Here is a 23,967-nt window from a genome sequence, read left to right as displayed (position 1 = left end):
CCGGGGCCCGCTCGGGTGCCGGGCGGCTCGCGTCCTCTCTCGGTTCGAAGATGGGACACCTGCCCTCGATGGGTGAGCGGTCTCGGCGAACGACCGTCAGCGGACGGATCTGACCGGCTGGATGGCCAGGCCGCCGGCGACGGCGAGTCCGGCGCCGGCCGTGAAGAGCGCGGAGAAGCCGCCCAGCAGCAGCGTCCCGGCGGCCACGAGCGGGGCGACCGCGACCGCGCCGCTGCCCGCCGCGTTGATCAGGCCGAGGTCCTTGGCACGGTCCCGCTCCAGCGGCAGCACCTCGGTGACGAGCGCCTGGTCGATGGCCAGGTAGACGCCGTGCCCGGCGCCGAGAACGGCCGCCGACGCCAGCGCCGCGGGCCAGAGGGGGAGCAGCGCCATGCAGGTCAGCGCCCCGGCCATGAGGATCGAGGCGACGATGACGAACGGTTTGCGCCGTCCGGTGCGGTCGGATCGGCGCCCCGCGGTGACGCTCGCGGCGACGACCCCCGCGGTGTAGAGCAGGCTGAGCACCGCCACGCCCCCGGCGGGATCGTCCACGCGCACCTCGTCGCGCAGGAAGTAGAGCAGGTACAGCGTGGCGAGGGAGATCGACAGCTGGGCGAAGAACCGCCCCGACAGCGTCCAGGCGAAGTCGGGGTGGCGCCGCGGGCTGACGTACAGGTCGGCCAGGAAGACCTTGGGCGACCGGCGCGGGGCGCGCGCTCCGGAGACCGGGGAGGCGGGCCCGTCCGGCGGGCCGCCGAGGCCGGGCGAGCGGAGCGGCGCGGGCTCCTCGAGCAGGACGTACGGGAGGGCCAGCGTGAGGGTCAGCCCGCCCATCAGGGCGTATCCGGCCCAGGTGGGGATCGCCGAGACGAGCACCGTCCCGACGACCAGCCCGACCGGCATCGCGAGCCCCGCGATGCCGGAGACCAGGCCGCGCCGGGCCACCGGGACGCGGTCGGGGATCGCGGCGCACAGGGCCGCGCACATCGCGTTCGCGGCGCCGTGCACGAGGACCCAGCACACGCCGACGCCGGCGACCGTGGTCTGGAGCGGCAGCGCGAACAGGGCCGCGGAGCAGACCAGGGCGGAGGCGAGCACCCAGGGCCGCCGCCGCCCGAAGCGCGAGGCCGTGCGGTCCGACAGGGAGCCGGCGACGGGGGAGGAGACGATGGCGGCGCCCGCGCCGAGGGCGGTGATCAGGCCGAGGTGCCAGACCTGGCGGTCCGGGTCGAGCGCAGCGAGCTGGGCGGGCAGCAGGATCTGCGCCGCCGCCAGCAGGCCGGCCCACATGGCGAGCGTCGCCAGGAAATAGGCGACGATCCAATGGCGGGGGACGGTGGCGGGCGGCGCCGGACGGGCAGGGGCGGATCCTTCTTTATAAGAGATCTCCATTTGAGATGACAGCCCTCGCATCGCGTCGTCTGTTAACGGGAGCTCAAACGCACTGATTCGGAGCGTTCGCAATCCTTGCTCGGACGTCTCTTGATCATATGCGGGGCTAATAAAGGAGTCCGGTGAACATCATGACCATTGGATCGTTGGACTGTCAACCAACTGTCAGTTTCGCTTAAACCAACGTGTCCCGGCGGAAGCGCCCCGCCCTGGCGGGGCCGCGTCCGGTTTTTCACGGCCCCGCCAGATTCGTCCGTGGGTGTCAGTGGCCCAGGCTGCCTCCGCCGTCGATGGTGATCACCTGGCCGGTCACCGACGCGGCGCCCGCGGAGGCGAGCCAGACCGCGGCGGCCGCGATCTCCTCGAGCGTGGCGGTGCGCCCGAGCGGGACCTCGTCGAGGATCTGCTGCTTGTAGCGGTCGGTGAGCTCGCTGGTCATGTCGGTGTCCAGCAGCCCGGGCGCGATCACGTTCGAGGTGATCCCGCGGGCGGCCAGCTCGCGGGCCAGGGCCCGCGCGAGCCCGATCAGGCCCGCCTTGCTGGCGGCGTAGTTGGCCTGGCCGGGCACGCCCTTGGTCCCGGCCACCGAGGAGATGAAGATCATCCGTCCGCGCCGTGCGCGGATCATGTCCGAGACCGCGGCCCTGGCCACCCGGTAGGCCCCGGTCAGGTTGGTGTCGATCACGCGGGTGAACGACTCCTCCCGCATGCGCAGCAGCAGCGCGTCGTCGGTGATCCCGGCGTTGGAGACCAGGACCTCGACCGGCCCGTGCGCCTCCCTGATCTCCTCGAAGGCCCGGGCGACCTGGTCCGAGTCGGTGACGTCGCACTTGACGCCGAGCAGCCCGTCCGGGGCGCCGGATCCGCGGTGGGTCACCGCGACCGCGTCGCCTGCGGCGGTGAACGCGCGGGCGATCGCGAGGCCGAGGCCGCGGTTCCCGCCGGTGACGAGTACGGAACGGGTCATGAGTCCCCTCCAGCAAGGGTCGGTCCGGCGGGCGCGGCCACGGAGGCGGCGAGGTCCCCGCCACCGTCGATCGGGTGGTTCCACCAGAAGCGCCCGGTGGCGGCGAACGCGTAGGGGGTGAGGCGGTGCCGCACCCGCTCGCCCGGCTCGTAGAGCTCGTCCCAGTCGGGGTTCAGGCCGTCCCGGTAGAGCGCCGCGACGATCCCGGCCAGGGCGTCGGTCCCGCCGGACAGCAGGCGGAGGCCGTCCGTGCGCTCGCCCATGACCTCGATCAGCCGGACCGGCTCCGACTCCCGTGCCGCCCGGAGCGCCTCGTCGAACCGCGGCCCGCCGTCGGCGCGTTCCGTCCAGAACGCGGCGTCCAGCACTTCGTCGTCGAGCCGCCCGCCGCGGCGGGCCGAGTAGAGCGGGGTCGCCGGCGGCCGGCAGGCGAGGTCCGCGGCTCCCGCGCCCGGGGGCCCGGCCGTGCCGTGCGCGGCGACGAGCCGGCACGCGTCCTCCAGGTCGAACACACCCGCCAGCACCGCCGCGGCGTACTCGCCGACCCCCTCGCCGACCGTCCACGCCGGCCTGATCCCCACGTCGGCCAGCGTCCGCCCGGCGGCGTAGGCGACGGCGAAGACGACCGGCTCGGCGGCGCGCGGCTCCGCGCCGGACAGCAGGGCGTCCCGCACGGACCAGCCGAGGAGGGGCCGGAGAGCCGCGTCCACGGCGCCGAGCGCGCGCCGGTAGGCGGGGACCCCCTCGTGAAGCCGCGCCGGCATGCCGGCGCGCCATGCCGAATCGCCCGAGATCACCCATCCCGTCTTCGGTCGCGCTCCTGCGCGCCCGGACAGGGCGGCGAGCCGGTCGTCGTCCCCGGCCGCCTCCAGCAGCGCGGCCACGGCGGCCGTGCGGTCGTCCGCCGGGAGGGCGAACCGGACCGGCCCCGACGCCTTCACCATGTTGGACGTCCAGCTCAGCTGCGCGAGCCGTCCGGCGGGTGCCGCCGCGAGGTCCTCGGCCAGCCGGCGGACCGCGCCGCGCAGGCCCTCGGTGTCGCGCGACGACACCGTCAGGACCCCGCCGCGCGCGCGGCCCGAGGGCGCCGCGCCCGGCCGCCCGGCGGCCGCCGGGGCGGTGCCGAGCACGATGTGGGCGTTGGTGCCGCCGAGGCCGAAGCCGCTGACCCCGGCGAAGACCTGGCCGTCCGGCAGCGGCATCGGCTCCTTGACGAGCCGGAGCCCGTTCGCCGCCAGCTTCAGCCGCGGGTTCTCGCTGTCGGAGAAGCGGCTCAGCGGGATCACACGGTGGTGCAGGGCCAGCGTGGTCTTGATCAGCCCGGCGATGCCCGCCGCCCCCTCGGCGTGCCCGATGTTGCCCTTGACGGACCCGATCGCGCACGGCCGCTCCCGGGGGACGCCGTGCACCTTGCCGAGGGCGCGGGCCTCCAGCCGGTCGCCCAGCAGCGTCCCCGTGCCGTGCGTCTCCACGTAGGCGATGTCCTCCGGGCGGACCCCCGCGCGCTTGTAGGCCTCCACCATCACGGCCTGCTGGGCGTGCGGGTTCGGCGCGGTGACCGTCGTGCTGCGGCCGCCGTGGTTGACCGCGCCGCCCTTGATGACCGCGTAGACGGGCAGGCCGTCGGCGAGGGCGTCGTCCAGGCGGCGCAGGACGAGCGCGGCGACGCCCTCGGCGCGCCCGAAGCCGTCGGCCTTGGAGCTGAACGGCTTGCAGCGGCCGTCCGGGGAGGCCACCTTGGCCTGGGCGAAGTAGATGCTGGACGAGGGGGTGACGAACATGTTCACCGACCCGACCAGCGCCTGGTCGCAGATGCCCGCCCGCAGCGCGTGGCAGGCCTCCTCGGTCGCGACCAGGGAGGACGAGCACGCGGTGTCGACGGCCATGCTCGGGCCCCGCAGGTCGAGCTGGTAGGAGATGCGGTTGGCGGCCATCGCGTAGCCGTTCCCGGAGCCCACCTGGCCGGTGATGCTGGTGAAGTTGGTCATCAGCAGGCTCATCCACTCCGAGCCCATGATCCCGACGTAGACGCCGGTCCTGCTGCCCGCCAGCGAGCGCGGGTCGATCGTCGCGTCCTCCAGGGCGCGCCACGCGGTCTGGAGCAGCAGCCGCACCTGCGGGTCGGCGACCTCGGCCTCCTCCTTGGCGAACCCGAAGAACTCGTGGTCGAAGGCGTCGGCGTCGTCGATGAAGCCGGCGTAGCGGGTGTTGGTCTTGCCGATGCCCCCGTCCGGGTCGTAGTAGACGTCGGCGTTCCAGCGGGACTTGGGCACCTCGACGATCCCCTCGTCGCCGCGCATCAGCAGCTCCCACAGGGCGCCCGGATCGGGCGCCTTGGGGAAGCGGCAGTCGATGCCGACGATGGCGATGTCCGTCATGTTCCTGGTCCTCCTCGGCCGCCGGTCCGCAGCAAGCAGCACGCGGCGTGCCCGTCGGTGTCGATGGTGGTGATCAGTGCGAGACCACCGGCGGGGTCAAGGGAGGCTCGCTCTCGGCTTGCGTCGCGGACCGCGATCGCGGCGGCGACCTGGAGCGCGGCGGCGGCGCCGAAGGCGTCACCGACGATCTCCGAGGGCCGTACGACGCGGGTGTGCGCCGGAAGGCGCAGGCCGGCGTCCTCCTGCCCGGAGGGCACGAGGAGGCCGACGTTCTCGGGGCCGGCGCCGCCGGTGCGCAGCGCCCTGCGCACGGCGGCGTCCAGCACGGCGGGGGCGTGGCAGGGCTCGTCGAAGACGCGGCTCTCCAGCGCGAGGATCTCGGCGAGCACCGGACGGCCGTGGGACCGCGCCCGGTCCGCGGGCTCGACGAGGAACACGCCGCAGCCTTCGGCGGGCCGGGTCGCGCGCCCGGCGGCCTCGGCGATCGCCGCCCGCCGCCCGTTCAGGTCCTCGAAGGCGCCGCACACCACGGCGTCGGCCCGGCCGGAGGCGAGCAGCCGCCGCGCGTACCGCAGCGCGGCGAGGCCGGTCGCGGCGCCGGCCGTGACGGTCGCGTTCGGTCCCCGCAGGTCGAACGCCATCGCGGCCTGCGCGCTGGCGTAGTTCATCACGCACGCCGGGACGAGCGCCGGGTTGACGTTGTCGGGCCGGGGGCGGGTCAGCGAGTCCCGGGTGAGCGTCATCGACTGGTCGATCCCGGCGGCGCCGCTGCCGAGCACGAGCGCCCGGCGGTGGGGCGGCCATCCGGCGAGGACGTCCGGGCCGAGGAGGTCGCCGATCGCGGCGAGCGCCATCGCGGAGGGGCGGTCGACCAGCCGGACGGGACGCGCGGACGGGTCGGCGGCGTCGGTGCGGAAGTCCTCGACGGCGCCGCCGGGAAGCGGAACGCCGGCGCGGATCGCCTCGCCGAACGCGCCGGCGCCGACGCCCGCGGGCGACATCAGCGCCATCGCCGAGATGACGGTGCTCACGCGGCCCCCTCCTTCGTGGCGGTCCCCCGGCCGGTGGACGGCTCGTTCTCGACGGACGTCCCCTGCCCGGTGGGCGGCCCGCCCGCGAGGGCGCCGGGGTGGCGCAGCACGACCGCGGCGTTGTTGCCGCCGACGCCGAGCGAGTTGACCACGGCCGTGCGCACCCGGGCGGGACGGGACGCGCCGGTCACGCAGTCCACGGGGCACTCGGGGTCGGGCGTGGAGAAGTTGACGGTGGGCGGGATGAAGCCGTGCTCCATGCCGAGCACCGCGGCGATGCACGCGTGCGCGCCGGCCGCGCCCTGCGTGTGGCCGATCATGGATTTGAGCGCCGTGACGGGCGGCGGCGCGTCGCCGAACACGTCCGCGAACACGGCCGACTCCATCGCATCGTTGATCTTCGTGCCGGTGCCGTGCGCGAAGACGACGTCCACCTCGCGCGGCGCCGCGCCCGCGTCGCGCAGCGCGCCCGACAGGCACTCGGCGACGCGTTCGCGCAGCGGCCTCGTGGGGTGCTCGGCGTCGCAGTTGAGCCCGAAGCCGGCGACCTCGGCCAGAACGGTCGCGCCGCGCCGGCGCGCGTGGTCGAGGGTCTCCAGGACGAGCATCCCGGCGCCCTCGCCGAACATGAACCCGTTCCGGTCGAGATCGAAGGGGCTGCACCTCTCCGAGGCCCACGCCCGCAGCCGGTAGAACCCGGCGAAGGCCATCCGGCTCACCGAGTCGGCCCCGCCGCAGATCGCGAACTCGGCCTCGCCGCCGCGCAGGGCGTCCAGCGCGTGGCCGACCGCGTAGTTGCCGGCGGCGCACACCGTCGGGATCGTGACGGCCTCCACGTCGGTGAGGCCGAGCTCGACGGCCACCGCGACGGGCAGGCGGCCGGGGTGCACCCGCCGGGCCCGCGGCGCCGGAAGCCGCCCCAGGCCGCCGGCGACCTCGGCGGCGGCCAGCGCGTCCACGTCGAGCGACTCGCCGCAGGTCGTGCCGACGGCGATGACGCCCGGCTCGTCCCGGACCGCCGCGGGGTCGAGTCCCGCGTCCCGCATCGCCATCCGCGCGGCGGCCGCCGCCTGGGCGCCGACCTTCCCGAACCGGCCCGGCTCGATCCGCCGCAGGCGGGTCTCGGGGTCGAACCCGGGCACCTCGTAGGCACGGGCGTACCGGAAGCCCGTCGTGTCGAAGCCGCTGATCGGCGACGCGCCGCAGGCCCCCGCGCGCAGCGCCGTCAGGAAGTCCGCGCGGCCGATCCCGATGCTGGAGATGACGCCCAGCCCGGTGACGACGACCCGGGGCCGGGGATCATCGGCCGGCCCCCGCGCGTGGGGACGGTCATGGGAAACGGCGGATACTTCCAATTTGGCTCACCTCGAAGGGAGGATTTCGTGCCCCGGCGAACGTCTCAATGGCCGATCGCGCGCCCTAACGCGCTGCGCGCATGGCCATGCCCGCCCTGGTATGGCCGAGGCACCTGCCCGAAGACGGAGGTGGACCGGCGAAAGAGCGGCCGAATCGGCAGTCCGCGAGCGGGTCGCCGCGTCTAGTGTGCGGGGGCGAAGTCGTCCCGGCAGGTAGAGCCTTTGATGAATGGGATTCGAGTCGCATGGTGAATTCGAGTGGGCGGGTGTTCGCGGAGCCGAGGATCAGCGCCGCCCGGCGCCCCGACGGGACGGTGCTGCTGTCCTCGCAGGTGCCGCTGGAGCCCTACGACGCCGACCTCGCGCGCCCGCTGCGCCGGTGGGCGGCGGAGCGGCCGGGCGCCGTCCTCGCCGCCGAGCGGCGCAGCGGCGGATGGGACGAGCTGACCTACGGCGCCGCCCTGGCGGACGCCGAGGCGCTCGGGGAGGCCCTGCTGGAGCGCGGCCTCGGCCCGGACCGCCCGCTCATGGTGCTGTCGGGCAACTCCCTGCGGCACCTGCGGCTCACGCTCGCCGGGTACCTCGCCGGGATCCCGGTGGTCTCGCTCAGCACCGGGTACTCGCTGAGCGGCGGCCACGAGCGGCTGCGCACGGTCACCGGCATCGCCCGTCCCGGCGCCGTCTACGCCGAGGACGGCCGGGAGTACGGCGCGGCGCTGGCGGCGCTGGCCGGGCTGGCGCCGCGCACCCTCGTCGGCCGGGAGGGCGGCGGGGAGCCCCTCGGCGAGCTGCTGCGCACTGCGCCCGGGGAGCGGCTCGCCGCGGCCCGGGCCGCGGTCGCCCCGGACTCCGTCGCCAAGATCTTCTTCACGAGCGGCTCGACCGGGCGCCCGAAGGCCGTCCCCAACACCCACCGGATGCTGTGCGCCGTCCAGCAGATGATGCGGCAGGTCTGGCCGTTCCTCGCCGAGACCCGGCTGACCCTCGTCGACTGGCTGCCGTGGAGCCACACCTTCGGCGGCAACCACAACCTGCACATGGTCCTGACGCACGGCGGCACCCTCGCCATCGACGACGGCGGGCCGACCCCCGAGCTCCTCCCGCGCAGCCTGCGCAACCTCGCCGAGTTCTCGCCGAACGTCTACTTCAACGTGCCCGCCGGCTTCGCGCTGCTGGCCGAGGCGCTGGAGTGCGACTCGGTGCTCGCCAAGACCTTCTTCGCCCGGCTGGGCCTGCTGTTCAGCGCGGGCGCCCCGCTGCCCGCCGAGCTGCGGGAGCGGATGCTCAGGCTGGCGGAGCGGTTCTCGCCGGGGAAGGTCCGCTTCACCTCCTCGTGGGGCCTGACCGAGACCGCCTCGGCCGTGACCTCCGCCCATCTGGACACCGACGTGCCGGGCGCGATCGGCGTGCCGCTGCCGGGGATCCGGCTCAAGCTGGCCCCGGTCGACGGGCGGCTGGAGATGCGGGCCGCCGGGCCCACGGTGATGGCCGGCTACCTGGACGACCCGGAACGCACCGCCGAGGCGTTCGACGAGGAGGGCTTCTACCGGACGGGCGACGCCGGCGCGCCGGCCGACGAGAACGACCCGGGCCGCGGCCTGGTGTTCCAGGGCCGCATCACCGAGGACTTCAAGCTGACCACCGGGACGTGGGTGCGGGTCGGGGCGCTGCGGGCGGCCCTGCTGGCCTCCGCCGACCAGCTCGGCGAGGTCGTGATCACCGGTTCGGGGCGGGCGCACGCGGGCGCGCTCGCCTGGACGCGGCGCGCCGGCGACCCCGCCGCGGTGCGCCGCGCCCTGGCCGAGGCGCTGGCCAGGTTCAACGCGGGGCAGCGGTCCTCGCGGCGGATCGAGCGGCTGCTGCTGCTCGCCGAGCCGCCGGACCGCGACGCGGGGGAGCTGACCGACAAGGGCTCGGTGAGCCAGCTGGAGGTGCTCCGCAACCGCTCCGCCCAGGTCGATCTGCTCTACCGGGACCCGCCGCCGCCCGAGGTGGTCCTGCCCGCCGACCACGCCGACTGAGCCGGGCATCCCCCCACAAAGGCCAGGCATGCCCATAAAGGCAGCGCGTGAGCGCGGCGGCATAGGGATTATCCGATACCGGGTGCGCTGCACAGAATTCCGGTACCGGACGCCTGAATGAGAATGGAGTTTGCGCAATGGCGGATAAGCTCTCCGCGGCGTTTTCCTCATCGCATGATTCACCGGTGCTGCCGATCGACGGCCACCGGCTGACCCTGACGGAGACCGTGACGGTCGCGAGGGCGGCGCGCCGCCCTCGCGTCGGCCTGGCCGCCGAGGCCGTGGCGCGGATGGACGCCACCACGCGGGCCAAGGCCGACCTCATCGCGGCGGGGCTGCCGATCTACGGGGTGACCGCGGGCTTCGGCGACAGCAACACCCGCCAGATCCACGGGGACAAGAGCGCCGCGCTGCAGGAGAACCTGCTTCGCTTCCTGAACTGCGGGACCGGGGCGACGGCCGAGCCGGACGTCCTGCGCGCGACGCTGCTGGTGCGTGCCAACTGCCTCGCCCGGGGCTACTCCGCGATACGGCCGCGCGTCGTGGAGCTGCTGCTGGACTGCCTGAACCAGGACATCCTGCCGCTCATCCCGGAGCGCGGGTCGGTCGGCGCCAGCGGTGACCTCGTCCCGCTCAGTTACGTGGCCCGGATGCTGACCGGTGAGGGGGACGTCCTGCACGCCGGCGAGCGGCGCACCGCCGCCGCGGCCCTCGCGGACGCCGGGCTGACCCCGGTGGAACTGGAGGCCAAGGAGGGCCTGGCACTGGTCAACGGCACGTCGTTCATGTCGGGGTTCGCCGTCCTCGCCGCCCATGACGCCGGCGAGCTGGCGTACACGGCCGAGCTGTGCACGTCGATGGCGAGCCAGGTGCTGCTCGGCAACCCGGCGCACTTCGACGACTTCCTGTTCCAGCAGAAGCCGCACGAGGGCGTCCTCACGAGCGCCCGCACGATCCGGGGGCTGCTGGCCGGCGGGGACGCCGGCGCCGGGCCCGGCGCGGACGAGACGTGGGCGGGGGACGGCTACCGCCAGCTCGAACGGCCCATCCAGGACCGCTACTCGATCCGCTGCGCGCCGCACGTGGTGGGAGCGCTGCGCGACACCCTCATCTGGACCGAGCAGATGCTGGAGATCGAGGTCAACTCCTCCAACGACAACCCCCTTTTCCATCCCGACGGGACGGTCCTCAACGGCGGCAACTTCTACGGCGGACACGTCGGCCAGACGATGGACTCGCTGAAGATCGCGGTGGCCAGCGTCGCCGACCTGCTCGACCGCCAGCTGGAGCTGGTCGTCGACGAGAAGTTCAACAACGGCCTGACGCCCAACCTCATCCCCCGCTACGAGGCCGGGAGCTGGGACGCCGGCCTGCACCACGGCTTCAAGGGCATGCAGATCAGCGCGTCGTCGCTGGTGGCCGAGGCGCAGCGGTGGACGATGCCCGCGACGTCCTTCTCCCGCTCCACCGAGGCCCACAACCAGGACAAGGTGAGCATGGGCACGATCGCCGCGCGGGACGCGCGGTCGGTCGTGGAGCTGGCGCAGGAGGTCGCCGCGATCCACCTGATCGCCCTGTGCCAGGCCGCCGACCTGCGGGGGCTGGAGCACCTGAGCTCCTCGACCGCCGCCGCCCACACCCTGGTCCGCAAGATCTCGCCGTTCCTGGACGGCGACCGTCCCCTCCAGGACGACATCCGGCGGGTCCGGGAGGCCGTCCGCTCCGGCGAGCTGCGCCGGGCCGTCACCGAGAGCACGAACGGCGTGCCCGCCCTCGGCTGAACGGGCCGCCGAGCCGGAGGGTGCGCACGGGGAGCCGTGCGCACCGGAACGGCCCCCGCCCCTCCGGTACCACCGGGGAGGGGCGGGGGCCGTTCGGTCGCGGTGCTACCGGCCGGGCCGGCTCATCCCGGGTCCACCCAGAACCGGCGGCGCTGCCAGGGCTGGGCGGGCAGCGGGACGCGCCGCCCGGCCGCCCGCACCCGTGACCAGTCGGGCGTGCGGCCCGCGGCGTAGACGGCGCCGAGCGCCGCCAGCAGGGTCTCCGTCTCGGGCTGCCGGCGCACCAGGGACGCCACGGTCCCGGCCGCCGCGCCCGTGGCCTCGATGGCGTCGCCCACCGCCGAGACCAGCAGCGGGTGCGGGCTGATCTCGACGAACAGCGCCGGCCCGCTGCCCGACAGCACGGACCGGACCGCGGGCGCGAACCGCACGGGGCGCCGCACGTTCTCCATCCAGTACCCGCCGTCCAGCTCCGGCCCCGCGACCGGGCGGTCCCAGACCGTCGAGTGCAGCGGGATCGCGGGCGCCTGCGCCCGCACCCCGGCGAGCGCCTCGCGCAGGCCGTCGCGGATCGGCTCGACCTGCGGCCCGTGCGAGGCGTACCCGACCGCCACGCGGCGGCAGAACACGCCGCGCTCCCGCAGCGGCGCGACGATCCGCGCGATGGCCTCCGGGTCGCCCGACAGGACGGTGAAGCGGTCGCTGTTGAGCACCCCGGCGCACACGAGGTCCGCGTGCTCTCCGATCGCCTCCTCGGCCTCCTTCTCCCCGAGTCCGACCGCCCACATCGCGCCCGCCGCGCCGAGTTCCTGCAGCAGGACGCCGCGGCGGCACACGACCGCTGCGGCGTCCCGGACCGAGAGGGCGCCGGCGGCGGTGGCGGCGGCGATCTCGCCCATGCTGTGCCCGATGATGAGGTCCGGCTCGACACCCCAGTCCAGCCAGACCGCGGCGAGCGCCACCTGGAACGCCCAGAGCGTCGGCTGGATCTCCGCCACCGCCGACAGCGGCTCGTCGCTCTCCAGCCGCCGCCGCGGCGACCAGCCCAGCTCCGCCTCCACGGCGGCGGCGCACTCCTCCAGCGCGCCGGCGAACACCGGGCTCGACTCCAGCAGCCCCCGGCCCATGCCCACCCACTGGGCGCCCTGGCCGGGGAAGACGAACACCAGCCGCGGCGCTCCGTCCAGGTCGGCGGTGATCGTGGCGGTCCTGTCCATCGGCGTCACCCTTCTCGCGTCGCCCTTCTCGGACCCGTCCCCGGCCGGGACGGGAAGGGCCGGACCGCTCGCGCGGCCCGGCCCGGTCGTCACCGTGCCGTCACCGGCCGGTCTCGCCGGCGATCCAGCGGACGAGGCGCTCGCGGGCGACCTGATCGGACTCCTGGGCGACCGCGCGCGGCGGCGCCTTGAACAGCCACGCCGACACCCACTCGTCGACGGCGGTGTCGCCGCGGTCCATGGCCAGCCTGGCGATCCGGGCGGCGTCGATGACGACCCCCGCCGAGTTCGGCGAGTCCGGGACGGTGAGCTGGATCTCCATGTCGATCGGCGCGCCGCCGAAGCCGCGGCCCTCGCAGCGGATGAACGCCTTCTTGGTGTCGCCGAGGAACTTCACGTAGTCCGACGGCCCGATGTGGACGTCGTCCTCGCCGAGCTCGCCGGCGTAGGCGTCGGTGACCGCCGAGGTCTTGGACTCGCGCTTGGAGGCGAGGCGGTCGCGCTCCAGCATGTTGAAGAAGTCCATGTTGCCGCCGACGTTCAGCTGGTACGTCCGGTCCAGGGTGATGCCCCGGTCCGAGAACGCCCGCACCAGCACCCGGTGCAGGTAGGTGGCGCCGAGCTGCGACTTGATGTCGTCGCCGATGAGCGGCAGGCCCGCCTCGCGGAACCGGTCGCGCCAGTGGTCGCGGCGCGCGATGAACACCGGCACGTTGTTGACGAACCCGACGCCCGCCTCCAGCGCGACGCCGGCCCACCACTCGGTCGCCTCCTGCGAGCCGACGGGCAGGTAGTTGAGCAGGACGTCGACCCTGGCGGCCCGGACCTGCTCGACGATCGCGGCGCGGTCGTCGGCCGAGTCGTCGGCGACGGTGATCCGCTCCCGGTACTTGACGCCCGCGCCGTCCAGCGTCGGGGCGCGCAGGACGCGCACGTCCGCGCCGACCGGCAGCAGGTCGCCGCCGATGCCGACGGGGAGGTTCTGCCCCGCCGCGCGGGCGGTCCACAGATCCTTGCCGACCTTCTCGACGTCGACGTCCCAGGCGGCGACGGGTTCCAGGGCGCCGGCGCCGTACGGGCCGACCTCGGGGAACATCAGGCCGGCGGTGACGCCGGGCGAGGAGCGGTAGTAGGCCGTGCCCTCCAGCAGGGCGCGGGCGCAGTTCCCGACACCGATGATGCCGACCCGAACGAGAGGAGTATCCATTTCAGCTTCCTATGATCGTTTCCAGGATGCGGCAGACCTGCTCTACCTCATCGTCGTTCCACGTCATCGGCGGCGCGGCCTCGGTGCCGAGGCACAGGGTGCCCGCCGCCGCGGCCTCCGCCACCGGGGGCCCCGCCCGCCCGGACCCGCCGAAGGCGGGGTGGCGGTTCAGGGGGACCAGGCCCCAGCGGTGCGTCGGGATCCCCGCCTTCGCGAGGTCCCGCTCCATCCGGGCCGCCTCCTGCGGGGCCCAGCCGGGCGCCCCGAAGCGGATCTTGTGCCAGGCGGGTTCCGCCGCCTCCCCGGCCGACTGCCGCCACAGGCCGATCCGGTCCATGGCCTCGTGCAGGCGGCCGGTGACGGCGCGGGCCCGCGCCGTCCACCGGTCCAGGCCGTCCAGCCGGTGCGCCACCATGGCCATGCTCAGCTCGGACGGGCGCCAGTTGTGCCCGCCGGCCCTGACCACGGCCGCGTTCGAGCGCGACTCCCCGGCCGGGACGCCGTAGTCCCTCAGCTCCCTGAGCCGCTCCGCGATCCCGGCGTCGCCGGTGGTGACGGCGCCGCCGTCCGGCGCGGCGATCAGCTTGGCCGAGGAGAACGACCAGGCGTGCGTCCCGGCCGCGCCGACGTGCCGGCCGTCCAGGACCGTCCCGATCGACTGGCACGCGTCGGTCAGCACGGGACGCCCGGCCGCGCGGACGCGGTCCAGCCCGTGCGGGACCCCGTGCAGGTCGACCGCGAGAACGATGCCGGCCTCCGGCAGGCGGCCGGTGACGTTGAGCGTTCCGGGATGGACGTCGGTGAACGCCATCTCCGCGCCGATGTGCGCGGCCCCGGTGACGGTCCCGGCGAACGTCAGCGCCGGGACCGCCACGCGGGTGCCGCGCACGCAGCCCATCGCGTGGAGCGCGGCGTGCAGCGCCGAGGTGCAGCTGTTGAACGCCACCGCGCAGGGGGCGCCGGTCAGCCGCTCCATGCGGCGCTCGACCTCGGCGGTCCACGGCCCGTCCGTCCAGATCCGGGAGCGCGCCACCTCTGCGAGGAGCTTGAGCTCCTCCTCGGCGGGTTCCGGAGGCCAGCGCCGTTGTCCGAGGTTCATCAGCCGGCGCCTCCGCCGGAGGGGAGGACGGTCACCGGGACGCCTCGGTCTCGGCGGCGGTCCTGATGAGGAAGTCCGCCAGCTTGTCGATCGTGGGGTGGTCCCAGGCCAGGGTGGGCTCCACGACGAGGCCCATCTGGTCCTCGATGTCGTCGCAGAGCGTCAGCGCGGCCATCGAGTCCAGTCCCTGCGCCTCGAAGGTGGCCTCGGCGTCGATCTCGGCCGCGTCCTTCTCCAGGTACTCGGCGATCCGCTGGATGAGCCACGTGCGCAGCTCGTCGGTGGACGTTGTCAGGGTCGAACCCGTCATGGGGTCTCCTCGCCTCGCTTGCTCGTCTCGTCTGAGAGCCGATTAACGGCGATTGTCGCCACCATTTCCAGGGCGGCGTCACCCCTGACCATCCGCGCTTGTGTACTGCCTGGACGGGCATACCTGGGAAACGATATTTCGTCGAATCCTGCCCGGCGCGGAGAATCCCGCCTCCTCGCTCGAAACGGTATGCCCGAATGGGCGGCCGGATTGTCCCGCGTCCGAATAGTGTGCGCGAATGGACTTCCAAGGAATTCATGGGGACGACGTCGAGGCTCTGGTCGGGGCGGCCGCGCGGGCGGCGCGGCGGGCGGGCCGGGCGCTGCTGGACGGTCCGGGGACGATGACGTCCGCGCGCGCCAAGACGGGCACGCACGCGCACGACGTGGTCACCGAGGCGGACGCGGCGGCGGAGGCGATGATCAGGGCGGAGCTGACCGGGGCCTGCCCCGGCTCGGTCGTCGTGGGAGAAGAGGGCGGGGCCGGCGAGGCGGGGGACGGTCCCGGACGGGACGTGCGCTGGTACGTCGACCCGATCGACGGCACGCACAACTTCTCGCGGGGCCTGCCGCTGTTCTGCGTGTCGATCGGCGTCACGCTGCGCGGGGAGCCGGTCGGCGGGTGCGTCCACGAGCCCGCGCGGGACGAGACGTACACCGCCGCCGGAGGCCGGCTGCTGCGCGGGGGCCGTCCCGTGCCGGTGGAGCCGGCGCGGGCGGTGCCGATGGTGCTGACCGACCTGCCCCGGGCCGGGACCGTCCCCGACCCGGGCGAACTGGCCCTGTTCACCGAGCTGCTCGCCGCCGCCGACGTGCGGCGCATCGGCTCGGCGGCGCTCGCCCTCGCCTACGTCGCCACCGGCCGGGCGGACATGGCCGTCACGCCCGACGCGTTCGCCTGGGACTGCGCGGCGGGCCGGGTGCTCGTCACCGCCTCCGGCGGCACGTTCGCCGCGGTGCCCGCCGAGCCCTCCGTCCGCCGCCCCGGCGCGTTCGCCGCGTGGCGGCCGGGCCTGGACGAATGGGGTGCCGCGGTGGTCGCCGCGCTGGAACGGTTCCCGTTCCTCCAAGGGTGGCTGGAAGACGACAACTCTCTGGCCTGAACGTTCGTCGTCGCTTTTGATGGCTGAGGCCCCGCACGAACGGGCGCACGATCCGCCATGAGAAAAGAGCGTGGAGACATGACCGAGAACATCGCGACCGACTGCCTGAACGTCGTGATCTACGTGGACAACGTGGTGGTCGGGCGCGGCCTGGAGGCCGTGCTGGACCTGTTGCCGAGCGTCGGCTCCGTCAGACACTGCACGACCCGGCGTTCGGTGGAGGCCGCCGTCGCCGGGGGAGACGTCGACGCGCTCGTGGTGACGAGCGCGGAGGGCGCGGCGGCGTCCGAGCTCACCGCCGCGCTGCCGCGGACGAAGGTGCTGATGCTGCTGGACGAGCTGGAGGCGTCCGGTTCGTCGTTCGGCGGCGCGGCCGCCGCCGACGGGTTCCTGATCCAGCAGGACCTGACCGCCCCGGACCTCGGGGAGGCGCTGAGCAGGATGATGCTCGGCGAGATGCCCATGCCCGCCCGGGTGGGCCGGGAGCTGCTGGCCCGCGCGGGCTCGCCGGTGCCGTCCGGGTCGGTGCGGCCCGCGGTGCTGACCCCGCGGGAGAACGAGACGCTCGCGCTGCTGGCCGAGGGGCTGAGCAACAAGCAGATCGCGCGCCGCCTCTCGATCTCCGACCACGGCGCCAAGCGGCTCGTCACCAGCGTCATGCTCAAGCTCGGCGCGCCGAACCGGACCGCCGCGGTGGTGATCGCCATCCGGCAGGGGATGATCTCCGCGGCGTAGCGGCGGGCCTGGCCATCCGGACATGCACATCCATCCGGCTGGTCGCGCGTCCATCGGTGCCTTACGCGTCCCGATCTCCCGGGCCGAGCATGGCGTGAGCCGGGCCGGGAGACCGCCCGGCCCGATGGAGGAGAAGACGCGTGATCCGTATCGACCTGGGCTCGTCCGCCGCCGCCGCCGGCGGGCTGAGCCTGTTGATCGTCCTCGGTGGGGCGCAACCGGCCGGGACGCGGCCGGGCGGACCCTCCGCGCCGGCCGCGCCGGTGAGCGCCCCGGCGGGCGACGGCTCGGCGGCGCCCCGTTTCGATGTCCGAAGGCTCCGGCCGGGCACCGCGCCCGGCCTGCTGTTCACCACTCCCCAGCCCTCCGGCCCGCCCACGGACGGGGGCGGCGCGCAGGCCCCGGCGCAGAGCCCGATGCAGGCGCAGGCGCAGGCCCTGGCGCAGGCGTCGCCCAAGGCCCCGGCCGCGGTCAACGGCCCGCACGGTCCGGAGATCCTCGACGAGCACGGGCGGCCGGTGTGGTTCCACCCGGTCCCGGACGGCCAGTTCGCCACCGACCTTCGGGTGCAGCGCTACCGGGGCCGCGACGTCCTGACCTGGTGGCAGGGCACGGTGACCACGCGCGGGGGCGGGATCGGCACCGGCTACGTCGCCGACGAGAACTACCGCGTCATCGCCACGGTGCGGGGCACCACGGCCCCGGCCGACCTGCACGAGTTCCGCATCACCCCGCGGGGCACCGCGCTGGTCACCGGCTACCGGACCGTGCCGGCGGACCTGTCGTCCCTGGGCGGGGCCAAGGACGGCAAAGTGGAGGACAGCGTCGTCGAGGAGATCGACATCGCCACCGGCAGGACGCTGATGAGCTGGAGCGCCCTCGCGCACGTGCCCCCCGCCGACAGCGACGCTCCCCCCTTCATGTACGGCGAGCAGCCCTTCGACTACTTCCACGTCAACTCCGTGAGCGAGGACACCGACGGCAACCTGCTGATCTCGGGCCGCCACCTGTCGACGGTGTTCAAGGTGGACCGCCGCACCGGCCGGATCATCTGGCGGCTCGGCGGCCGCCGCACCAGCTTCCCGCTCGGCGCCGGGGTGCGGTTCAGCTGGCAGCACGACGCGACGCCGGCGGGCCGCGACACCGTCAAGATCTTCGACAACGGCACCAACCAGCTCCTGGAGGGCTACGAGTCGCGGGTCGCCTGGATCCGCGTGGACCCGGCCCGCAGGACGACCCGGCTCGTCCGGCAGATCACCCACCCCGCGCACGTCTCGTCGACGCACGAGGGCAGCGCGCAGGACCTCCCCAACGGCAACACCTCCGTGAGCTGGGGCGCGGCGGGACGGATCTCGGAGTTCTCGCGGAGCGGCGCCCTGCTCTTCGACGCGACGCTGCCCCAGGGCTGGACCTCGTACCGGCTCTACCGCCAGGCGTGGACGGGCCGCCCCGCCGAACCGCCCACCGTGAGCGTGCGGGACGGCTCCGTCCACGCGGTCTGGAACGGAGCGACCGGCGTCGCCCGCTGGCGGATCCTCGCCGGAGACGCCCGGGACGACCTGAAGCCCTACGCCCGGGCCGGATGGAACGGGCTCGACACCGCGGTCCGCCCGCCCTCCCGGGCCGGTGCGGCGCCGCGCTACCTGAAGGCCGAGGCGCTCGACGCCTCGGGCCGGGTGCTCGGGACCTCGGCCGTCACGCCGAACACGGAGGCGTCATGATCAGGGTCGGCGTCTCGATCATGTACCACCCGCGCCGGGCCGAGCGCATCCCGCCGCTCGTGCGGGCCTGCGCCCCGCTGAACGCCACGCCGGTCTGCGACCCCGACCCGGACGGCGCCCCGAGCCCGCTGCGCACCGCCAAGCGCGCCTGGGCTCGGATCCAGGACGGCGTCACGCACCACATGGTGCTCCAGGACGACATCGCCCTCGCCCCGGGGTTCGCCGAGCAGGTGGTCGAGACGGTCGCCCGGCACCCGGAGGACGGCGTCTCCTTCTACTCCCACTGGAACAGCCCGCAGAACTCCTACCTGGTCCGGCGCGCGGCGGTCGCGGGCGCCTCCTACGCCCCGCTGTCCCTCACCGAGTGGACGCCGTGCCAGGGCTTCGTCCTTCCCGTGGACCGCGCCCGGGAGCTGGCCGCCTACCTGGCGGAGATCCCCGACGACGTCCAGGACGACGACGAGATGGTCGTCGTCTTCTGCCGCAAGCAGGGGATCCCCGTCGTCGCGACGGTGCCGCACCTGGTGGACCACGGCGTGGACGAGACGATCGTCGGCCACCGGGGCGAGCTGCGCGCGACCGTCTTCGCCCCCGGCGAGCGGCCGCCCGCCGCCCACTGGACGGGACGGACCGGCGCCGACCCCGGGCCGTACACGGTCGAGCTGCTGGAGTCGCGGTGCGGCCTGCGCATGGTGGACCGCGACCCGGTCGAGCACAAGTTCGCCTGGCACTGGTACGACGCGTGCTCCCTGGTCGGCGTGGACCCCCGGGCGGTGCTGGACGCGGCCGGGCCCCACATCGAAGGGCTGCCCGGCGAGCTCGTGCCGGTGGCCGCCGAGGTGTGGGCCGCGGGGCACCTGCTCGGCACCGACGCCGCGGGCCACCCGCCGGTCCCGCCCGGAGGCGGACCGTTCACCCGCCACGCGATCGGGTCGTGGGTCGACTCGGGGCTGGCCGGGCCGGACCGGGCGCTGCTCGGCGGCAGCGGCCGGGACGTCCTCGTCGCGCTCGGCGTCGCCGCCGTGCGGCACGGCCTCGCGAACCCGGGAGGCCGCGATGGCCGATGAGCTGAGGGAGCGGGCGGCCGCGATGGCCCGCCGCGAGGCCGCCGCCCAGCTGCGGCCCGCGCCGTTCGTCCCCACCGACGGGACCGGGACGCTCGTCGCGGTCCGACTGGTGGCGTGCCGGTCGTGCGGTGCCCGCCCGCGGGAGCGGCACTGGACGCCGCCGTTCGCGCCGGCCGGGGCGGAGGCGCCGGCGCGCGGTCCGGTGCTGGCGATGCTCGCCTGCGAGGCGGTGACCGCGCGCGCCGTGCTGCCCATCGTGCGGACGGCGGAGCGGTTCCCCGAGCTGCGCGAGGCGCGGTTCCGGACCCGCGCCGTCCTGTGGGACGCGCTCTCGCCCGCGACGCCTCCGGCGGAGGCGCTGGCCCTGGTGGACGCCTCGGAGCGGTGGATCGACGCCCCCGGGGAGACACCGGACGGGGAGGCGGCGGCGCCCGGCGGGGAGGCCGCGCGGACGCTGCCCGCCTCCACCCGTCCCCACCGGGGGCCGCGCGGCTGGCGCTGGCACCGGGCCGACCTGGTCCCGCACTTCCTGAGCCCGCACCGGAACCTGCCCACCCGGATCGGCGAGCACTACGCCGCCGAGTTCCGCAGGGCGCTCCGCACTGGACACGAAGGATCGTAGATGACCGAGATCACCGTTCACCGGGTCCCGTTCCGCGGCGCGCGCGGGGGGACCGGCCCGTTCACCTGGGGCCAGCTCGACATGTGGGCGGAGGCGCGGCTCAGCATGGCCGGCCTCCCCTCGTTCGCCAACGTGCTCGGCGGCGGCCCGCTGCCGCCCGGCCTCAAGACCGACCAGGTGCTGGAGGCGTTCGGTCGGCTGGTCGAGCGGCACGAGTCGCTGCGGACCCGCTTCCGGCCGGGACCGGGCGGCGACGCGGCCCGGCCGGAGCAGGAGGTGCTGCGCGCGGGCGAGCTGGCGGCGGAGGTCGCCGCCGTCGACCCGGACCAGAACATCTTCGCGATCGTGGGCGGCTGGTGGCCCCAGATGCAGGACACGCCCTACGACCTGGTGGACGGCCTGCCGTTCCGCATCCGGATCGGGACGGTCGGAGACGAGCCGGTGATGGTCATGTTCGGGATGTCGCACATGGCCTCGGACTTCCTCGGCACCCGCGTGGTGTACGGGGAGCTCCTCGACCTGCTGGAGGGCCGCGAGCCCGAGGGCGGGGCGGCGCAGCCCCTCGACCTGGCGGAGGAGGAGCGGTCGGCGGCCGGGCGGCGCGTCCTGGAACGGGCCCTCGACCATTGGCGGGCCGCCCTGGACGCGGCCCCGCCCGCCATGTTCCCCACCCCTTCCAGGACGCCGGAGGAGGCGCGCTACTGGCGCGGCGACCTGTGCTCGCAGACCGCCGCGCGGGCCCTGCGCCGCGCCGCGGACCGCTGCGGGGCCGGGACCTCGAACGTGCTGCTCGCGCTGACGGCGGCGCTCGTCGGCGCGCACACCGGGCTGGACCGCTGCGCGATGCGGATGCCGTCGGGCAACCGGGGCCGTCCCGAGCTGCGGCGCATGGTATCGACCCTCAGCCAGGAGACGCCGCTCGTCGTCGACCTGCGCGCCAGCACCCTGCAGGGGGTTGTGGCGGCGGCCCGCACCGCCTCCCTGCAGGCGCAGCGCAACGCCCGCTACGACCCCGAGCCGGTCGCCGCGATCAGGGACGCGTCGACCACCGTCCTCGACGTGTGCTTCAACGACATGTGGACGCCGGTCTGCGCCGGGCGGCCCGCCGCGGAGCCGGCCGCGCCGCCTGCCGAGTCCACCTTCGAGTGGAACGAGAAGGTCGACCGCGCGACCGTGGCGCTCTTCCTGGAGGCGTTCGAGGTGCTGGAGGACCCGGAGGCGATCCGCCTCAGCCTCTTCGCCGACACCGCCCACCTCTCGCCCGCGCGGATCCGCTCCTTCCTGGACGCCATCGAGCGCCTGCTGGTCGTCTTCGCCGAGCGCGACGTCCGCCTCGACGAGATCGACCCCGTCTCCTGACCCGTCACCCACCGAACGCACCGCATCAGGAAGGGCGTCCGCGATGCCGCCAGCCAGGATCACCCACGTCACCTTCGCCGCGCCGCCCCAGCTCAAGATGGACGAGCTGGCCACGTTCCTGCGGGACGACGAGGGCGGCGACGCGGTCGGCGACATCGTCCGCAACTCCGCCATCGAGACCAAGGGCATGGCGGTCAACCCGCTCGTGGAGGACCCGCGCGCCTGGAGCACCGCCCGCCGGATGCGGCGCGGCCTCACCGAGGCGCGCGCCCTCGGCCGGGAGGCGGTCGGCCGCGCCCTGGAGCGCGCCGGGCTGCGCCCGGACGAGGTCGGCCTGCTGATCACGACGACGACCACCACGCACTCCGCCCCCGGCCTGGAGGCACTGGTCCACGAGCTCGGCATGGGGCCGGACACCGAGTTCCTCTCGCTCGGCCCCATGGGCTGCTACGCGGCGGCCCCCACCCTGGCCGCGTGCCGGAACTGGGTCGAGGTGCACGGCAGGCCCGCGGTGGCGCTGTGCGTGGACCTGTTCTCCCCGCATCTCCAGCCGCCGCCCTACGACAAGGAGCAGGCGGTCGTGCTCACCCTGTTCGGCGACGGCGCCGCCGCCGTGGTGATGTGTCCGGGCGGGGAGGGGATCGCGGGCCTGGACGTTCTCGACTCCGGGCTGGTGTCGGTGCCGCGGTACGCCGGGGACCTCCAGGTCCACGTCGGCGACTCCGGCATGGACGTCCGGCTCGCGCCGACCATGCCCGACGTCACCGCCGCCGCCGTGGCTGCCCCCACCGACGCGCTCCTGGCCCGCAACGGCCTCACCCGGGCGGACATCGCCTGGTGGGCGGTGCACCCGGGCGGCCGGCGCATCATCGACCGCGTCTCCGAGGAGCTCGGGCTCCCGGAGGAGTCGGTCGCGGAGTCACGCGCGGTGATGCGCGAGTACGGCAACACCGCGGCGCCGGCGGTCCTCGCCGTCCTCGGCCGCCTCATGGACGCCCGCCCGCCCCGGCCCGGGGAGCACGGCCTCGTGATGGCGTTCGGCCCCGGCGCCACCGTCTGGAGCGTCCTGCTGCGCGGCGCCTGACCGACCGCCCCGGGCACGGCGGATCCGAGGCCCGGAAAGTACGGCAACGACCATCGAAGGAGCCCCTCATGCTCGAAGTCATCGGCGCCGGGTTCGGCCGCACCGGCACCTTCTCCCTCAAGGCCGCACTGGAGAGGCTCGGCTTCGGCCCGTGCCACCACATGCTCGGGATGCTGGAGCGCGCGGAGGAGATCCCGCTGTGGCGGCGCGCAGCCCAGGGCGGGCCCACCGACTGGGACGAGGTCTACCGCGGGTACCGGTCCAGCGTCGACTGGCCGGGCACCCGCTTCTGGCGGGAGCTGACCGAGTTCTACCCGAAGGCGAAGGTCATCCTCACCGTCCGCGATCCGCGGCGCTGGTACGACAGCGCGGCGTCGACCATCCACCGCGCCGCCATGGACCCCACGCCGCCCGCCACCCCCGTCCTCGGCCAGATGCGGGCGATGTCGCGGGAGGTCGTGTGGGACGGCCAGTTCGGCGGGCGGTTCACCGACCCCGACCACGCGCGGCGCGTGTTCGCCGAGCACAACGAGGCGGTGCGCCGCGAGGTGGACCCGGACCGGCTGCTGGTCTTCGAGGTCGCCCAGGGCTGGGAGCCGCTGTGCGACTTCCTCGGCGTCGCGGTGCCCGACGAGCCGTTCCCCCGCTCCAACGACCGCGACGACTTCGAGTCGCTGCTGCGCGAGCACGTCACCGGCGGCGACCCCGACGCCGTCCCGGCGTCCTGAGCGATGCCCGGAGCGCTTGGGGGAGGGGCCGGGTGGTTCCGCCGGTTCCACCCGGCGGACGAGGGGGCGCCGCGGCTGCTGTGCTTCCCCTACGCGGGCGCCTCCGCGAGCGCCTACCACGGCCTCTCCGAGACGCTGAGCCCGGCGGCCGAGGTCACCGTCGTCCAGTACCCCGGACGGCAGGACCGCCGCCGGGAGCCGGTGCCGGTCGACCTCGCGGAGCTGGCCGACCGGCTCGCGGCCGAGGTCGCCGGGCTGCCGCCGGCGGCGTTCTTCGGCCACAGCATGGGCGCGATCGTGGCCTTCGAGGTGGCGCGGCGGCTCGCCGCGCCGCCCCCGGCGCTGTTCGTCTCGGGGCGCCGCTCCCCGGCGCGCAGCCGCCAGGAGCGCACGCACCCCATGGGCGACCGCGAGCTGCTGGACGACATGACCCGCCTCGGCGGGACGGACGCGCGGCTGCTGGACAGCCCGGCGTTCGTCCGGATGATCATGCCCGTGGTGCGCGGCGACTACCAGGCGATCGACACCTACCGCTACCGCCCGGGGCCGCCGCTCGCCTGCCCGATCGTGGTGCTGGCGGGCGACGCCGACCCGATGACCCCGGTCGAGGACGCGCTGGCCTGGCGGGAGCACGGCTCCGGTGACGGCGCCGGGTTCGTCTTCCCCGGCGGGCACTTCTTCCTCGACGACCACCGGGAGCGGATCGCGGAGATCGTGCTCGACCGGCTGGCGGCCGGCCGCGCGGCGGGCTAGCGGGCGGGACGGGCGGCGGGGCGGCCGGCGCTGGCCGG

At 74.8% G+C, this 23,967-nt stretch carries 20 protein-coding genes; 11 read left to right on the top strand and 9 right to left on the bottom strand.

Annotated features, from left to right (window positions below):
• Positions 1 to 96: 96 nt before the first annotated feature.
• From BJ999_RS28465 to BJ999_RS28445, 5 genes are all read right to left on the bottom strand, one after another.
• Complete coding sequence (locus tag BJ999_RS28465; RefSeq protein WP_179836113.1) at positions 97 to 1,392, bottom strand: MFS transporter; 1,296 nt, start codon at positions 1,390 to 1,392, stop codon at positions 97 to 99.
• Between the two features lie 262 nt (positions 1,393 to 1,654).
• Entirely contained in the window at positions 1,655 to 2,359 is a 705-nt protein-coding gene (gene fabG, locus BJ999_RS28460; RefSeq protein WP_179836112.1) for a 3-oxoacyl-ACP reductase FabG, read from the bottom strand.
• A complete protein-coding gene (locus tag BJ999_RS28455; protein ID WP_179836111.1) occupies positions 2,356 to 4,737 on the bottom strand; it encodes a type I polyketide synthase in 2,382 nt (793 codons plus the stop codon). Before BJ999_RS28455 ends, fabG begins: the two co-directional genes overlap by 4 nt.
• A complete protein-coding gene (locus tag BJ999_RS28450; RefSeq protein ID WP_179836110.1) occupies positions 4,734 to 5,768 on the bottom strand; it encodes a beta-ketoacyl synthase N-terminal-like domain-containing protein in 1,035 nt (344 codons plus the stop codon). Before BJ999_RS28450 ends, BJ999_RS28455 begins: the two co-directional genes overlap by 4 nt.
• Positions 5,765 to 7,123 carry a beta-ketoacyl-[acyl-carrier-protein] synthase family protein gene (locus tag BJ999_RS28445; RefSeq protein ID WP_179836109.1) on the bottom strand — a complete coding sequence of 453 codons (1,359 nt, stop codon included), beginning with the start codon at positions 7,121 to 7,123 and terminating at the stop codon, positions 5,765 to 5,767. Before BJ999_RS28445 ends, BJ999_RS28450 begins: the two co-directional genes overlap by 4 nt.
• A gap of 245 nt (positions 7,124 to 7,368) precedes the next feature.
• Between BJ999_RS28445 and BJ999_RS28440 the strand changes: the two genes are divergently transcribed.
• Complete coding sequence (locus tag BJ999_RS28440; RefSeq protein WP_179836108.1) at positions 7,369 to 9,144, top strand: AMP-binding protein; 1,776 nt, start codon at positions 7,369 to 7,371, stop codon at positions 9,142 to 9,144.
• Positions 9,145 to 9,329: 185 nt separating this feature from the next.
• Positions 9,330 to 10,925 (top strand): HAL/PAL/TAL family ammonia-lyase, encoded by a 1,596-nt coding sequence (locus BJ999_RS28435; RefSeq protein WP_218935276.1) that lies wholly within the window; start codon positions 9,330 to 9,332, stop codon positions 10,923 to 10,925.
• Positions 10,926 to 11,047: 122 nt separating this feature from the next.
• On the opposite strand, the gene BJ999_RS28430 is transcribed toward BJ999_RS28435, so the two are convergent.
• The 4 genes from BJ999_RS28430 to BJ999_RS28415 form a co-directional block, all read right to left on the bottom strand.
• Entirely contained in the window at positions 11,048 to 12,142 is a 1,095-nt protein-coding gene (locus tag BJ999_RS28430) for an acyltransferase domain-containing protein (RefSeq protein ID WP_179836106.1), read from the bottom strand.
• Between the two features lie 100 nt (positions 12,143 to 12,242).
• The gene (locus tag BJ999_RS28425) at positions 12,243 to 13,349 is read right to left on the bottom strand and encodes an inositol-3-phosphate synthase (protein WP_179836105.1); all 1,107 of its coding nucleotides are present in this window, start codon (positions 13,347 to 13,349) and stop codon (positions 12,243 to 12,245) included.
• Position 13,350: 1 nt separating this feature from the next.
• Positions 13,351 to 14,448 carry a DegT/DnrJ/EryC1/StrS family aminotransferase gene (locus tag BJ999_RS28420; protein ID WP_179836104.1) on the bottom strand — a complete coding sequence of 366 codons (1,098 nt, stop codon included), beginning with the start codon at positions 14,446 to 14,448 and terminating at the stop codon, positions 13,351 to 13,353.
• 31 nt (positions 14,449 to 14,479) lie between these two features.
• A complete protein-coding gene (locus tag BJ999_RS28415) occupies positions 14,480 to 14,758 on the bottom strand; it encodes an acyl carrier protein (RefSeq protein ID WP_179836103.1) in 279 nt (92 codons plus the stop codon).
• Positions 14,759 to 14,996: 238 nt separating this feature from the next.
• Between BJ999_RS28415 and BJ999_RS28410 the strand changes: the two genes are divergently transcribed.
• The 9 genes from BJ999_RS28410 (at position 14,997) to BJ999_RS28370 (ending at position 23,929) form a co-directional block, all read left to right on the top strand.
• The gene (locus BJ999_RS28410; protein ID WP_179836102.1) at positions 14,997 to 15,860 is read left to right on the top strand and encodes an inositol monophosphatase family protein; all 864 of its coding nucleotides are present in this window, start codon (positions 14,997 to 14,999) and stop codon (positions 15,858 to 15,860) included.
• A 78-nt stretch (positions 15,861 to 15,938) separates the two neighbouring features.
• Positions 15,939 to 16,595 carry a helix-turn-helix transcriptional regulator gene (locus BJ999_RS28405; RefSeq protein WP_179836101.1) on the top strand — a complete coding sequence of 219 codons (657 nt, stop codon included), beginning with the start codon at positions 15,939 to 15,941 and terminating at the stop codon, positions 16,593 to 16,595.
• 140 nt (positions 16,596 to 16,735) lie between these two features.
• The gene (locus BJ999_RS28400) at positions 16,736 to 18,316 is read left to right on the top strand and encodes an arylsulfotransferase family protein (protein WP_179836100.1); all 1,581 of its coding nucleotides are present in this window, start codon (positions 16,736 to 16,738) and stop codon (positions 18,314 to 18,316) included.
• Positions 18,313 to 19,383 (top strand): hypothetical protein, encoded by a 1,071-nt coding sequence (locus BJ999_RS28395; protein ID WP_179836099.1) that lies wholly within the window; start codon positions 18,313 to 18,315, stop codon positions 19,381 to 19,383. Before BJ999_RS28400 ends, BJ999_RS28395 begins: the two co-directional genes overlap by 4 nt.
• Positions 19,373 to 20,005 carry a hypothetical protein gene (locus BJ999_RS28390; protein ID WP_179836098.1) on the top strand — a complete coding sequence of 211 codons (633 nt, stop codon included), beginning with the start codon at positions 19,373 to 19,375 and terminating at the stop codon, positions 20,003 to 20,005. Before BJ999_RS28395 ends, BJ999_RS28390 begins: the two co-directional genes overlap by 11 nt.
• Positions 20,006 to 21,364 carry a condensation domain-containing protein gene (locus BJ999_RS28385; protein WP_179836097.1) on the top strand — a complete coding sequence of 453 codons (1,359 nt, stop codon included), beginning with the start codon at positions 20,006 to 20,008 and terminating at the stop codon, positions 21,362 to 21,364.
• Positions 21,365 to 21,407: 43 nt separating this feature from the next.
• Positions 21,408 to 22,448: a type III polyketide synthase gene (locus BJ999_RS28380; RefSeq protein ID WP_179836096.1), complete on the top strand. Its 1,041-nt coding sequence runs from the start codon at positions 21,408 to 21,410 to the stop codon at positions 22,446 to 22,448.
• A 68-nt stretch (positions 22,449 to 22,516) separates the two neighbouring features.
• The gene (locus BJ999_RS28375; RefSeq protein ID WP_179836095.1) at positions 22,517 to 23,176 is read left to right on the top strand and encodes a sulfotransferase family protein; all 660 of its coding nucleotides are present in this window, start codon (positions 22,517 to 22,519) and stop codon (positions 23,174 to 23,176) included.
• A 3-nt stretch (positions 23,177 to 23,179) separates the two neighbouring features.
• A complete protein-coding gene (locus BJ999_RS28370) occupies positions 23,180 to 23,929 on the top strand; it encodes a thioesterase II family protein (RefSeq protein ID WP_179836094.1) in 750 nt (249 codons plus the stop codon).
• The last annotated feature ends 38 nt before the right edge of the window (positions 23,930 to 23,967 follow it).

It is taken from the genome of Actinomadura citrea, assembly GCF_013409045.1.
Taxonomy (GTDB): Bacteria; Actinomycetota; Actinomycetes; order Streptosporangiales; family Streptosporangiaceae; genus Spirillospora; species Spirillospora citrea.
This window is presented reverse-complemented; position numbering and strand designations above follow the sequence as displayed.